The organism is Streptomyces sp. GQ60, from assembly GCF_059758875.1.
Genome location: NZ_JCAXEG010000007.1, coordinates 80,968 through 92,899, shown reverse-complemented (window position 1 = coordinate 92,899; position 11,932 = coordinate 80,968). Strand labels below are relative to the sequence as shown.

The 11,932-nt window shown below is 71.8% G+C and carries 14 protein-coding genes, 1 tRNA gene and 1 pseudogene; 7 read left to right on the top strand and 9 right to left on the bottom strand.

Annotated elements, in window-relative coordinates; all coding sequences use genetic code 11:
* The first annotated feature begins 8 nt into the window (after positions 1–8).
* The 6 genes and pseudogenes from AC6CKD_RS19205 to AC6CKD_RS19180 all read left to right on the top strand — a co-directional run bounded on the left by AC6CKD_RS19205 (position 9) and on the right by AC6CKD_RS19180 (position 4,504).
* Entirely contained in the window at positions 9–350 is a 342-nt protein-coding gene (locus AC6CKD_RS19205) for an antibiotic biosynthesis monooxygenase family protein (RefSeq protein ID WP_498328674.1), read from the top strand.
* Positions 331–1,212: an amidohydrolase family protein gene (locus tag AC6CKD_RS19200; protein WP_498328673.1), complete on the top strand. Its 882-nt coding sequence runs from the start codon at positions 331–333 to the stop codon at positions 1,210–1,212. The genes AC6CKD_RS19205 and AC6CKD_RS19200 overlap by 20 nt, the downstream gene beginning before the upstream one ends.
* 76 nt (positions 1,213–1,288) lie before the next feature.
* Entirely contained in the window at positions 1,289–2,056 is a 768-nt protein-coding gene (locus AC6CKD_RS19195) for a response regulator transcription factor (RefSeq protein WP_498328672.1), read from the top strand.
* A 173-nt stretch (positions 2,057–2,229) separates the two neighbouring features.
* Complete coding sequence (locus AC6CKD_RS19190; protein WP_498328671.1) at positions 2,230–3,858, top strand: sensor histidine kinase; 1,629 nt, start codon at positions 2,230–2,232, stop codon at positions 3,856–3,858.
* A pseudogene (locus tag AC6CKD_RS19185) lies at positions 3,794–3,955 on the top strand (glycosyltransferase family 2 protein); the annotation flags it as partial. The gene AC6CKD_RS19190 and the pseudogene AC6CKD_RS19185, both read left to right, overlap by 65 nt.
* A 12-nt stretch (positions 3,956–3,967) precedes the next feature.
* Complete coding sequence (locus tag AC6CKD_RS19180; RefSeq protein WP_498328935.1) at positions 3,968–4,504, top strand: TetR/AcrR family transcriptional regulator; 537 nt, start codon at positions 3,968–3,970, stop codon at positions 4,502–4,504.
* A gap of 9 nt (positions 4,505–4,513) precedes the next feature.
* On the opposite strand, the gene AC6CKD_RS19175 is transcribed toward AC6CKD_RS19180, so the two are convergent.
* Positions 4,514–6,049 (bottom strand): MDR family MFS transporter, encoded by a 1,536-nt coding sequence (locus AC6CKD_RS19175; RefSeq protein WP_498328934.1) that lies wholly within the window; start codon positions 6,047–6,049, stop codon positions 4,514–4,516.
* Positions 6,050–6,132: 83 nt separating this feature from the next.
* Entirely contained in the window at positions 6,133–6,540 is a 408-nt protein-coding gene (locus AC6CKD_RS19170) for a MarR family winged helix-turn-helix transcriptional regulator (protein ID WP_498328933.1), read from the bottom strand.
* A 233-nt stretch (positions 6,541–6,773) separates the two neighbouring features.
* Between AC6CKD_RS19170 and AC6CKD_RS19165 the strand changes: the two genes are divergently transcribed.
* Positions 6,774–7,013: a hypothetical protein gene (locus tag AC6CKD_RS19165; RefSeq protein ID WP_498328670.1), complete on the top strand. Its 240-nt coding sequence runs from the start codon at positions 6,774–6,776 to the stop codon at positions 7,011–7,013.
* Between the two features lie 18 nt (positions 7,014–7,031).
* Here AC6CKD_RS19165 and AC6CKD_RS19160 read toward each other — a convergent pair whose 3' ends face one another.
* The 7 genes from AC6CKD_RS19160 to tadA form a co-directional block, all read right to left on the bottom strand.
* The gene (locus AC6CKD_RS19160; protein ID WP_498328669.1) at positions 7,032–7,835 is read right to left on the bottom strand and encodes a hypothetical protein; all 804 of its coding nucleotides are present in this window, start codon (positions 7,833–7,835) and stop codon (positions 7,032–7,034) included.
* An 85-nt stretch (positions 7,836–7,920) separates the two neighbouring features.
* Positions 7,921–8,775 (bottom strand): RNA polymerase sigma factor SigF, encoded by an 855-nt coding sequence (locus AC6CKD_RS19155; RefSeq protein WP_243341827.1) that lies wholly within the window; start codon positions 8,773–8,775, stop codon positions 7,921–7,923.
* Between the two features lie 246 nt (positions 8,776–9,021).
* Entirely contained in the window at positions 9,022–9,960 is a 939-nt protein-coding gene (locus tag AC6CKD_RS19150; RefSeq protein WP_498328932.1) for an RNA polymerase sigma factor SigF, read from the bottom strand.
* A gap of 355 nt (positions 9,961–10,315) precedes the next feature.
* Complete coding sequence (locus AC6CKD_RS19145) at positions 10,316–10,477, bottom strand: hypothetical protein (RefSeq protein WP_214954785.1); 162 nt, start codon at positions 10,475–10,477, stop codon at positions 10,316–10,318.
* Between the two features lie 388 nt (positions 10,478–10,865).
* The gene (locus tag AC6CKD_RS19140) at positions 10,866–11,186 is read right to left on the bottom strand and encodes a hypothetical protein (protein ID WP_498328668.1); all 321 of its coding nucleotides are present in this window, start codon (positions 11,184–11,186) and stop codon (positions 10,866–10,868) included.
* A 143-nt stretch (positions 11,187–11,329) separates the two neighbouring features.
* Positions 11,330–11,416, bottom strand: a tRNA-Ser gene (locus tag AC6CKD_RS19135).
* 57 nt (positions 11,417–11,473) lie between these two features.
* Positions 11,474–11,902 carry a tRNA adenosine(34) deaminase TadA gene (gene tadA, locus AC6CKD_RS19130; protein WP_498328931.1) on the bottom strand — a complete coding sequence of 143 codons (429 nt, stop codon included), beginning with the start codon at positions 11,900–11,902 and terminating at the stop codon, positions 11,474–11,476.
* Positions 11,903–11,932 lie beyond the last annotated feature (30 nt).

Sequence of the window (11,932 nt, the reverse complement as noted above, 5' to 3'; positions counted from 1 at the left end):
TGGTGGTCATGACCATCCAGCCTGTGCAGGCCTTCGAACCGCCTTATGTCATGAGTGTGTTCGCGAGTGTCCGGACCGCCGAGGACAGCGGATACCCCGAGACGCTCGACCGGATGACCGAGCTCGTCAGCGGCAATCCGGGTTTCCTCGGCTATGAGTCCGCGCGCACCCCCGGAGGGCTCGGCATCACCGTCGCCTACTTCCGGGACCACGAGTCCCTCGCCCTCTGGCGCAAGGACATGGAGCACCAGGCGGCGATGAAGCAGGGCCGCGCCGACTGGTACGAGAGCTACACGCTGCACATCGCGACGGTCGAGCGGAGCCACGGCTTTGTCCGCGAAGACGGCTGAGGCCGTCCGGGCGTTCCGGGAACGGCTCGGGGTGCCCGGGCTGGTCGACGTACACACCCACTTCATGCCCGAGCGGGTCCTGGACAAGGTGTGGGACTACTTCGACGCGGTCGGCCCACTGACCGGCGTCGAGTGGCCCATCACCTACCGGCACGAGGAGGAGCAGCGGGTCGCGCTGCTCAGGGATTTCGGGGTCCGGGCCTTCACGGCCATGCTCTACCCGCACAAGCCGGCCATGGCCGCCTGGCTCAACGCCTGGTCCGCCGATTTCGCCGCCCGCACCCCCGACTGCCTGCACACCGCGACCTTCTTCCCGGAGGACGGGGCGCGGGAGTACGTCGGCCAGGCCGTCGCGGCGGGGGCCCGGGTCTTCAAGGCACACCTTCAAGTGGGCGGGTACGACCCCACCGACGACCGGCTCGACCCGGTCTGGGGGCTCCTCGCCGAGGCCGGGATCCCGACGGTCGTGCACTGCGGTTCCGGGCCCGTCCCGGGGAAGCACACCGGACCCGAGCCGATCGCCCGGCTGCTGTCCCGCCACCCCCGGCTGCCGCTGATCGTCGCGCACATGGGGATGCCGGAGTACGCCGACTTCCTCGACCTCGCCGACCGGTACTCCGAGGTCCGCCTCGACACCACCATGGCCTTCACCGACTTCTCGGAGCAGTTCGGCGGCTTCCCGCCGCAGGACCGCGGCCGCCTCGCGGACCTCGGTGACCGGATCCTGCTCGGCACCGACTTCCCGAACATCCCCTACCCCTACGAGCACCAGCTCGACGCCCTGGAACGGCTCGGCCTCGGCGACGCCTGGCTGCGCGCCGTCTGCCACGACAACGGAGCCCGGCTCTTCCACCTGGCCTGAGGGGCGGGAGGGGTTTCTCAGGGAATTCACAGGTTCAGGCAAGAGCGCTCTCACGGGTGGCGGCCAGCGTGTACGCATGACTGCGACGACCACTTCCCACGCGTCCACGTCCACCGGCAACCACACGGCCCTCGTCCGGCCCGACGGCACCCCGTGCCGGGTCCTCGTCGTGGACGACGAGGCCGCCCTCTCCGAGCTGCTCTCGATGGCCCTGCGCTACGAGGGCTGCGAGGTCCGCAGCGCGGGCGACGGCGCGGGCGCGGTGCGCGCGGCACGGGAGTTCCGCCCCGACGTCGTCCTGCTCGACATCATGCTCCCCGACATGGACGGGCTGGCAGTCCTGGGCCGCCTCCGCCGGGAGCTCCCGCAGGTCCCGGTGCTGTTCCTGACCGCCAAGGACTCGGTCGAGGACCGCATCGCGGGTCTGACGGCGGGCGGCGACGACTACGTCACCAAGCCCTTCAGCCTGGAGGAGGTCGTGGCCCGGCTGCGCGGCCTGGTCCGGCGCTCCGGGGCGGCGCAGGCCGCGCGCGGCGGGTCGGTGCTGCAGGTCGGCGACCTGCGGCTCGACGAGGACAGTCACGAGGTGACCCGGGGCGGCCAGGACGTCCACCTGACCGCGACCGAGTTCGAGCTGCTGCGCTACCTGATGCGCAACCCGCGCCGGGTGCTGAGCAAGGCGCAGATCCTGGACCGCGTGTGGTCCTACGACTTCGGCGGTCAGGCCAACGTCGTCGAGCTGTACATCTCCTACCTGCGGCGCAAGCTGGAAGGTGGCACCGGCCTCCCGCCGATGATCCACACCCGGCGCGGCGCCGGCTACCTGATCAAGCCGTCCGACTAGTGGCGCACGGCGAGCCCAGGCCGGCCCGCCGTGCGCGCGAAGCCGCCGAACCGGCGGACGTACGGGCGTCCGCGCGCTCCCGCCGTCTCCGTCGGCCCGGCCGGCCCGGGCGTCCCGCCAGCCCCCGCCGACCCCGCCGGAGCTGTCGTCCGTGGTCGCTGCGGACCCGGCTCGTGGTCTCGGCGGTGGCCCTCATCGCCGTCGTCGGCGCGGCCATCAGCACCGTCACCACCGTCGCGCTGCGCTCGTACCTGGTCGACAAGGTCGACGAACAACTGTGCGTCTCCGTCGAGATGGCGAGCCGGCCGGGCGCCGGCAAGCTGACCCGGGAGAGCAACCTCGGCATCGTCCTGGCCCCCGGATCCCCGCTGGGCGCCGTCGGGGTCCGCCTCGACTCCGCGGGCAAGATCATCGACAGCGTCCGCAGCCAGCGCAGCGCCGCCGTCGGCGGATCAGGGCCCGGCGGCCACCCGCCCCTCACCGCGGAGCAGGCCTCCGCCCTCGCCGGGGCCGCCCGCCAGGCAGCCGACGGCCCTCCCGGCGACCCGGTTGAACTGCACCTGCCCGGCCTCGGCGGCTACCGGGCACTGACCGCGCCCGACGGCAGCGCCGACCACGTCGGCAGCGTCGTACTCGGGTTTCCGCTCTCCGAGGTCGACTCCACCGTGCACACCCTGATCGCGGTGGAGGTCTTCGTGACCCTCGCCGGGCTGATCGCGGCTTCCCTCGCCGGACAGGCCCTGGTCGGTGTCGCCCTGCGGCCGCTGCGCCGGGTCGCCGCCACCGCCACCCGGGTCTCCGAACTCACCCTGCACAGCGGCGAGCCCGCCCTGCACGAGCGGGTCCCCGACGCAGAGGCCGACCCCCGTACCGAGGTCGGGCAGGTCGGCGCCGCCCTCAACCGGATGCTGGGCCACGTCTCCTCGGCCCTGACCGCACGCCAGCAGAGCGAGACCCGGGTCCGGCAGTTCGTCGCCGACGCCAGCCACGAGCTGCGCACCCCGCTGGCCTCGATCCGCGGCTACGCCGAACTGACCCGCCGGGGCCGCGAGGAGCCGGGCCCCGACACCCGGCACGCCCTGGGCCGGATCGAGTCCGAAGCCGCCCGGATGACGGGCCTGGTGGAGGACCTGCTGCTACTGGCCCGGCTCGACGCGGGCCGCCCGCTGTCCACCTCCGACACCGACCTGGCCCCGCTGGTCGTGGACGCCGTCAGCGATGCCCGGGCCGCCGGCCAGGACCACCACTGGCGCCTGGAGCTCCCCAGGGAACCGGCGCCCGTCCACGGCGACCCGGCCCGGATCCAGCAGGTGCTGGTGAACCTGCTGGCCAACGCCCGGACCCACACCCCGCCCGGCACCACCGTCACGGCGCATGTTTCACGTGAAACATCCACCGTCCGGCTCCGGATCGAGGACGACGGCCCCGGCATTCCGCCCGAGCTGCTGCCCCACGTCTTCGAGCGCTTCGCCCGCGGCGACGCCTCCCGCTCCCGCTCGGCGGGCTCCACCGGCCTCGGCCTGGCCATCGTGGCCGCCGTCGTCTCTGCCCACGGCGGCCAGGTCGGCGTCCGCAGCACCCCTGGTCACACCTCCTTCGAGGTCCTGCTCCCCCTCGCCACCCCCGTGGCTCCCCCTGCCGCACAGCCGGACCCACAGCCGGAGTCGGAGCCGGACTCACAGACGGGCCACAGGGTCAGCACACAGCGGTGCCAGCCCGGCCCGGGAGGGTCGGAGCATGCCTACCGACACCGCTCCCGGAGCGCTCCCGGTACGGTCGCCCCTCGCGTCCGCACCGGGTGAGCCCGTCCTCGACGTGGTGATCCCGGTCTTCAACGAGGAGACGGACCTCGGTCCCTGTGTGCGCAGGCTGCACGAGCACCTCACCCGGACCTTCCCGTAGCCCTTCCGCATCACCATCGCCGACAGCGCGAGCACCGATCGCACCCCCGACCCGGCCGATCCCGGCACGGCCCGGGCCGGCGTCTGGCCGGCCGCACGGCCGGCGCCGTCCGCCCGTCGGTGCGGCGAGGCCACCGCCGGACTCGACCGGGAGCGGATCACGGCCGCGGCCGTACGGCTGCTGGACGCGGAGGGGCTGGCCCGGTTCTCCATGAGGCGGCTCGCCGCCGGGCTCGGGGTCACCGCGATGTCCCTGTACCGGTACGTCGACACGAAGCGCGATCTGCTCGAACTCGCCCTGCACCGAATGCTGGACTCCACCGGCCTGCCGGACGCCACCCGCGCCGGGGCCCGGTTGGCCGTCTCCCAGTTCCTGCACGGCTGCGGAGGCACGGTCCGGCGGCCGCCCGACGGGGAGTTCGGCCTCGCGCTCAACGTCCTGATCGCCGGGACGGAGGCGCACACGGGGCGCACGTCGCCCGTCGCGCCGGCCGCCCCCGTCCCGCCGACCGCTCCCGCAGGCTCCGCCGCGCCCGCAGCCCCGTAGACCGCCCGGCTACTCCGCCGAGGCGGCGGTCGGCTCGTGGGCCGCCGGCTTCGACCTCAGGGCGACCTCCTTGATGAACACCACCAGCACCAGCGCGAGCAGCGCGGTGGGGGCGGCGTAGAGGAAGACGTCGCCGACGCCGTGCCCGTACGCGGACTCGACGACCGTGCGGAAGGGCTCGGGCAGCTTGTCGAGGTCGGGGATCGCGCCCCCGCCCGTGCCGCCGTGGCCCATGGCCGCCGCCTTCGGGCCGAGCACGGCGAGGCCGTCCTGGACGTAGTGGGTGACCCGGTTGGCCATGACCGCGCCGAGGGCGGAGACGCCCATCGCGCCACCGAGCGAGCGGAAGAAGGTGACGACCGAGCTGGCGGCGCCGAGGTCCTCGGGGGCCACCTGGTTCTGGGAGGCGAGGACCAGGTTCTGCATCATCATGCCGAGGCCGAGGCCGGTCAGCGCCATGTAGAGCGCGATGTGCCAGTACGGGGTGTCGTACCGCAGGGTGCCCAGCAGGCCGAGTCCGGCCGTCAGGAGCACACCACCGGAGACGAGCCAGGCCTTCCACTTGCCGGTCTTGGTGATGACCTGACCGGAAACGGTGGAGGAGACGAAGAGCCCGCCGATCATCGGAATGGTGAGGATTCCGGACATCGTGGGGGACTCGCCGCGGGCCAACTGGAAGAACTGGCTGAAAAACACGGTGCCCGAGAACATCGCGATGCCGACGAAGAGCGAGGCCGCCGAGGCGAGGCTGATGGTCTTGTTGCGGAAGAGGCGCAGCGGAATGATCGGATCGCTCGCCCTGGACTCGACGAGGACGAAGAGCAGGCCGAGGGCGAGCGCGCCGCCCGTCATCGCCCAGGTCTGCCAGGAGATCCAGTCGTACGAGCTGCCGGCCTGGGTCACCCATATCAGCAGGAGCGAGACGGAGCCGCTGATCAGGACGGCGCCGAGCCAGTCGACCTTGACGTCGCGGCGGACGACGGGCAGGTGCAGGGTGCGCTGGAGCACGACCAGGGCGATGACGGCGAAGGGGATGCCGACGTAGAAGCACCAGCGCCAGCCGAGCCAGCTCGTGTCGGTGATGACCCCGCCGAGCAGCGGGCCGCCGACGGTGGCGACGGCGAATACCGCGCCGAGGTAGCCGCTGTACCGGCCGCGCTCGCGCGGGGAGATCATCGCGGCCATCACGATCTGGGCGAGGGCGGAGAGGCCGCCGACGCCGATGCCCTGGACCACGCGGCAGGCGATGAGCATGCCGGTGTTCTGGGACATGCCGGCGACCGTCGATCCGAGGACGTAGATCACCAGGGATATCTGGACCAGCAGCTTCTTGCTGAAGAGGTCGGACAGCTTGCCCCAGAGCGGGGTGGACGCCGTCATCGAGAGCAGGGCGGCCGTGACCACCCAGGTGTACGAGGACTGGGTGCCGCCGAGCTCGCCGATGATCTGGGGCAGGGCGTTGGAGACGATCGTGGAGGACAGGATCGCCACGAACATGCCGAGCATCAGCCCGGAGAGCGCCTTCATGATCTGCGGGTGGGTCATGGGCGCGCTGTCGGACGTGGTCTCCGGCCGGCCGCCTTCCCGCACACCGGTGGGTGTGGTCGTAGACATGTGTTTCCTTCGGTCTAGCTGTCTGGAAGCGTGAAGCTCGATCGGAGCCGGGCGAGCAGCACGGTGAGGTGGTCGATGTCCGCGTCGGACCAGTCGGCCAGCGCCTTCTCCAGCGCGGTGGTGTGGCGGGCGCCGAGCTCGGCGAGGAGTGCGCGGCCGGGCGGGGTCAGGCGCAGGATCCGGCAGCGGGCGTCGCCGGGGTCGGTGTCGCGGGTGATCCAGCCGCGGACGGCGGTGTGCGCGACGTGCCGGCTGGTCACGGAGATGTCGATGGCGAGGTGCTCGGAGAGGCGGCTGAGCCGCATCTCGCCGTGGCGGTCGAGCACCGTGAGCACGGCCGCCGACCCGGGCGGGCAGTCGGAGGGCAGGGTGCGGGCGAGGTCGCGCTTGACGGCGCCGATGCCGGTGAGCTGGCGGGCCAGTTCGGCGTGACGCGCGGCTGGTTGCGTGGCCGGTGTGGCCTCTGCGGCCGGTGTGGTCCGTACGGGCGATGCGGCCGGTGCGGGCGGTGTGGTCTCCACGGGCGGCGTGGCCACCGGGTCCCCCCTCCGAATGTCGTTGCTTCGGGCAACCATAGAAGCAGATGGTTGTTACAGGCAAATGAATCGCAGGGTGGGGCGGTAAAGGAATCGGAAAACCCGCTAGGGTCCTGCGCATGGCTGCGAATCACGACTCGAACCACAACTCACAGGCTCCCGAGGGTGACTACGACCCCGCGGGCAGCACCCAGATGTTCCGGGCGTTCGTCGAGGAGCCGACACCGGCCCCCGCCGTCCCGGGCTCGCGCATGCAGAACCGTGCCGCGCGCAAGTCGGGATCGGGCGCGGGACTGTGGATCGGCCTCGGCCTCGCCGCGGTGGTCCTGATCGCCGTGGTGGCCTGGCTCGCGCTCTGAGGCCCGGCCGCCGCCGGCTCAGTTCCAGGTGGCGGTGACCTTCTGGGTCTCCACGCGCATGCCCAGGGGGACGCGCCAGGCGTCGACGCAGATCCGGTAGGTCTGCGTCTTCGCCGTGCCGCCCGCGATCGGGGCGGGCAGCGGCTGGGTCGAGTTGATCGTGGCCCAGTCGACGCCCAGGGCGCCGATGATGTGCGTCGCGAAGCTGACCGAGCCCGAACGGGCCGCGGTGCCACCGGTGTTGGTGAAGGTCACCGTGACCTGCTCGCACCAGCGTTCCGCCGTGGCGCTACGGGTGGGCGCGCCGATGCTCAGCTTCGCCGGCGTGGCCGGAGGCGGCGCCGGGGTGGACGGGCCCGGCTTCGGGGGCGGGCTCGACGGAGTGCCGGGCGTGCCGCCCGGGGCGGTGGGAGGCCTGGTGCCGGGTGCGGTGCCGGGCGGGTTCCCGGAGCCGCCGGGGGCGGTGGGCGCGCCGCCGCCCGGGTTGGTTCCGCCGGGTGGCTGTGACCCCGGGGCACTGGGCGGCGTACCGCCGGGGACCCCGCCCGGCGTGGTGCCCGGGACCTCGTCCGGGATCTCCGCCGAGGTGCTGCCCGGCGTGCTGCCGGAGGACGCGGAGGACCCCGGCACCGCCTGCGGGAGCGCCTGGAACTCGACTCCGGCCTTGGGCGCGACGTTCTCCCCGGTGCCCCCCTCGGGGCCCGGAGCGGCCGCGCCCACGGCCACGTAACCCTCGCGCGCCGGGCCCCCGCAGCCGGCCAGGGCGGCGGCGGACGTGGCGCACAGGGCGAGGAGGGCGGCTGACCGGGATGCCTTTCGCATCCCGGCAGTTTTCCTGACGTGCCGTCAATTGGGAAGCGGGTGCGCGGGATTGCCCGAGCGCACCCGCACCCGGTGACCGCGGAGGCTACTCGCCGATCAGGCCGACGCGGAGCTGCGCGAGCGTGCGCGTGAGCAGCCGGGAGACGTGCATCTGGGAGATGCCGACCTCCTCGCCGATCTGCGACTGGGTCATGTTCGCGAAGAACCGCAGCATGATGATCTGCCGTTCCCGGGGCGGGAGCTTGGCGAGCAGCGGCTTGAGTGACTCGCGGTACTCGACGCCCTCCAGTGCGGTGTCCTCGTACCCGAGCCGGTCCGCGAGCGAACCCTCGCCGCCCTCGTCCTCGGGGGAGGGCGAGTCGAGCGAGGAGGCGGTGTACGCGTTGCCCACGGCGAGGCCGTCGACGACGTCCTCCTCCGAGACTCCGAGCACGGCCGCGAGCTCCGGCACGGTCGGCGAGCGGTCGAGCTTCTGGGCGAGCTCGTCACTGGCCTTGGTGAGGGCGAGGCGCAGCTCCTGGAGTCGGCGCGGGACGCGCACGGACCAGGAGGTGTCCCGGAAGAACCGTTTGATCTCACCGACGACCGTCGGCATGGCGAAGGTCGGGAACTCCACGCCGCGTTCGCAGTCGAACCGGTCGATGGCCTTGATCAGCCCGATCGTGCCGACCTGGACGATGTCCTCCATCGGCTCGTTGCGGCTGCGGAAGCGGGCCGCCGCGTAGCGCACGAGGGGGAGGTTCAGCTCGATCAGGGTGTCGCGCACGTACGTCCGCTCGGGACTGTCCGCGTCGAGGCCGGCGAGCCGCTTGAAGAGGGAGCGGGAGAGGGTGCGGGTGTCGATCCGGGTGTCGATGGCTTCCGAGCGGTGGGACACTGCCGGCACTTCACGCTGCTTGACGAGCGTGAGCACCTGTGAGCTGCCCTGGTCTACGGACATGCCACCCCCTTGAGGTCGCGGACGGTCGCGCTTCATCTGCGCGCCCGTCGGAGGAACGCAGCCTCCACCTGAATACCGGAGGCGGGGCTGCGGCAAACGCGGTTCCAGCAGAATGTCACATGTCGGCAACACGCTGTAGCGCCATGTCGACAAGTATCTCCAGCGACAGAACACGATAGGCCTGCTCTAGGGCGGGAATCTACCGGTGTGTCAGGAAACGAGGAGAATGATCTCCACTCGATCCGGTTAGGCCTCGATCCTGTTTGCGGATCGCAGCCGGGCGAAGCTCCGGGCGAGGAGCCGGGAGACGTGCATCTGGGAGACGCCGAGCTCCGCGCTGATCTGCGATTGGGTCAGATTGTTGTAGTACCGCAGGAGGAGGATCCGCTGCTCGCGCTCGGGCAGCTGTACGAGGAGGTGGCGGACCAGGTCGCGGTGTTCCACGCCGGCCAGCTCGGGGTCCTCGTAGCCGAGGCGGTCGAGCAGGCCGGGGAGCCCGTCGCCCTCTTGGGCGGCCTCCAGGGAGGTCGCGTGGTAGCTGCGGCCGGCCTCGATGCAGGAGAGCACCTCGTCCTCGCCGATGCGCAGCCGCTCGGCGATCTCGGGGGTGGTCGGGGTGCGGCCGTGCAGGGTGGTGAGGTCCTCGGTGGCGGCGTTGACCTGGACCCAGAGCTCGTGGAGCCGGCGCGGGACGTGGACGGTGCGGACGTTGTCGCGGAAGTAGCGCTTGATCTCGCCCACGACGGTCGGCATGGCGAAGGTCGGGAACTGCACCCCGCGCTCGGGGTCGAACCGGTCGATCGCGTTGATCAGCCCGATCGTGCCGACCTGGATCACGTCCTCCATCGGCTCGTTGCGGCTGCGGAAGCGGGCTGCCGCGTACCGGACGAGCGGGATGTTGGCCTCGATGAGGGCCCCGCGGACCCGGGAGTGCTCGCTGGTGCCCGGCTGCAGGTCCTTCAGCTGCCCGAACAGGACCTGGGTGAGGGCCCGGGTATCGGCACCCCGGCTCTGCGGCCTGGGGGCGACCGGGGGCTGCTCGGGGGCCTCCTGCTGGGGCGGTACGTGGGACTCCTGCGGCGGGGCCGGCGGGGAGGCCGGGGCCGCCGCGGAGGCCGGCGGCTGGGCTCGCGGCGGGCCCTGGTGCGGAGCCTGCGGCGGGCCCTGGTGCGGGCCCTGGTGCAGGGACTGCGGGGACCCCTGGTGCAGGGACTGAGGGGACCCCTGGTGCGGAGGCTGCACGGGGTCCCGGTGCGGTTCCTGCGGGTGCTCATGCTGCGGGTCCTGCTGGGGCGGCACCTCGGGCGCAGTACTGGCCGGCACGGTCACGCCACCCCTTCACGTCACGTCATCAACTCATCCGTCAAAAGCGGTCATAGCATCACAAGACATGTGCACTGTGTGCAAGCACCGTATATCGCCGTGTTGAGGGCAAGTTGGGCATAACAGGGCATCTTGCCCCGTGTGTGGGAACGCAAAAAGCCCCCCACCCGTCGGAGTGGGGGGCCGGGAAGTCCGGAAACCGCTTCAGCGTACGGGTTCAGCGCACCAGTTCGGTCATGAACTCGCCGATCGCCGTTGCGGCATCCGAGATTCCCTGGAAGCCTATTTGCACCATATCGGCGGCTTTTTTGGGCTGAGTGATGATGACGAAGAGGACGAAGACGACGAGGGCGCCCGAGATCAGCTTCTTGGTTTCCACGTGCGCTGTCGGCCTCCCCAACCGGTCCTGCAAGGTCGGCAGAGTCTATCCGGTCAGGTTCGAACACTCACCTGCCCTTTAAGGACCAATGACCCGGTGACGCAGGCCCTTTGCCGGTGTGCCGACGGCTTCGGAAGGCGCAGTATTGAACACGAGCCCACCGGTTCTGGCAGGAAATCGGTGAGCGAGGGACAGGACCTCACTGCGGGGTCCGAGCCGCAAGCTTCCCCCCTGACTGCGGCTCGGACTGGCAGGTTCCGTCCTCATCGGGGGAAGTGGCTTGTCCCCCCGATGCCACTTCCCCCGTCCCAACCGTTGAAGGTCCCGACTCAGGTCGGGGCCTTCTTCGCGTTGTCCGCCGAACGGCGGGGGGCTCCGCGTCTCCCGCTTACTCCAGGCCGCCGGCCAGGTCGGCGATGGGCTGGACGGGCGCGATCACGGGCGCGAGGTGGTTCGGCAGCTCCATCAGCTGGTTGAGCTGGTTCAGGCCGCCGCTGAGCTGCCCGCCGATCTCCTGGACCGAGGACGGGCTCGCCCCCTCCGGCATGCCCTGCGGCGCCGGCAGGTCCGGGAGGGTGAGCGGTGCGATCGGGGCGGCGGAGGCGGCGGGCGCCGCGAGGCCCGCGGCGGCCCCGGCGAGGGCGAGGGCGGCGAGGATGCGCTGGGTCTTGGTCATGCCGTGACAACGGCCGAGGGCGCGGGCGGTCACGCGGATGTCCCTCGTACGCCGAAACCGCGCAAGCCCAGAACCACGGAACCCCGGAATCCCAGGACCCCGGAATCCCAGAACCCCCAGGACCCCCGGAAACGCCGAGAGCCCCGACCCTTGCGGGGCGGGGCTCTCGGTCAGAGCGGTAGCGGTGGGATTTGAACCCACGGATAGCTTGCACCATCACACGCTTTCGAGGCGTGCTCCTTCGGCCGCTCGGACACGCTACCGAGAGAGAGCTTAGCCCAAGGAGACCCGTGCTCTGAAATCCATACCCCCGGCACCCCTCAGAGGTCGCGGAAGAAGTCCGTGAGCTGCTGCGCGCACTCCCCCGCGAGTACGCCCGCGATCACCTCGGGCCGATGGTTGAGCCGGCGGTCCCGTACGAGGTCCCACAGCGATCCGGCGGCGCCCGCCTTCTCGTCGGCCGCCCCGTAGACGACCCGGGCCACCCGTGACTGCACGAGGGCGCCCGCACACATCACGCACGGCTCCAGGGTCACCACGAGGGTGCATCCCGGGAGCCGCCATTCCCCGAGGGCGGCGGCCGCCCGGCGCAGCGCCAGTACCTCGGCGTGCGCCGTCGGGTCTCCGGTCGCCTCCCGCTCGTTGTGCCCGGTGGCGAGGAGCTTCCCGTCCGGGCCGAGCACCACGGCGCCGACCGGCACGTCGCCGGCCGGCACCGCCCGGGCCGCCTCCTGGAGCGCCAGGCGCATGGAGTCCTGCCACGGGTCCCGTACGGGATC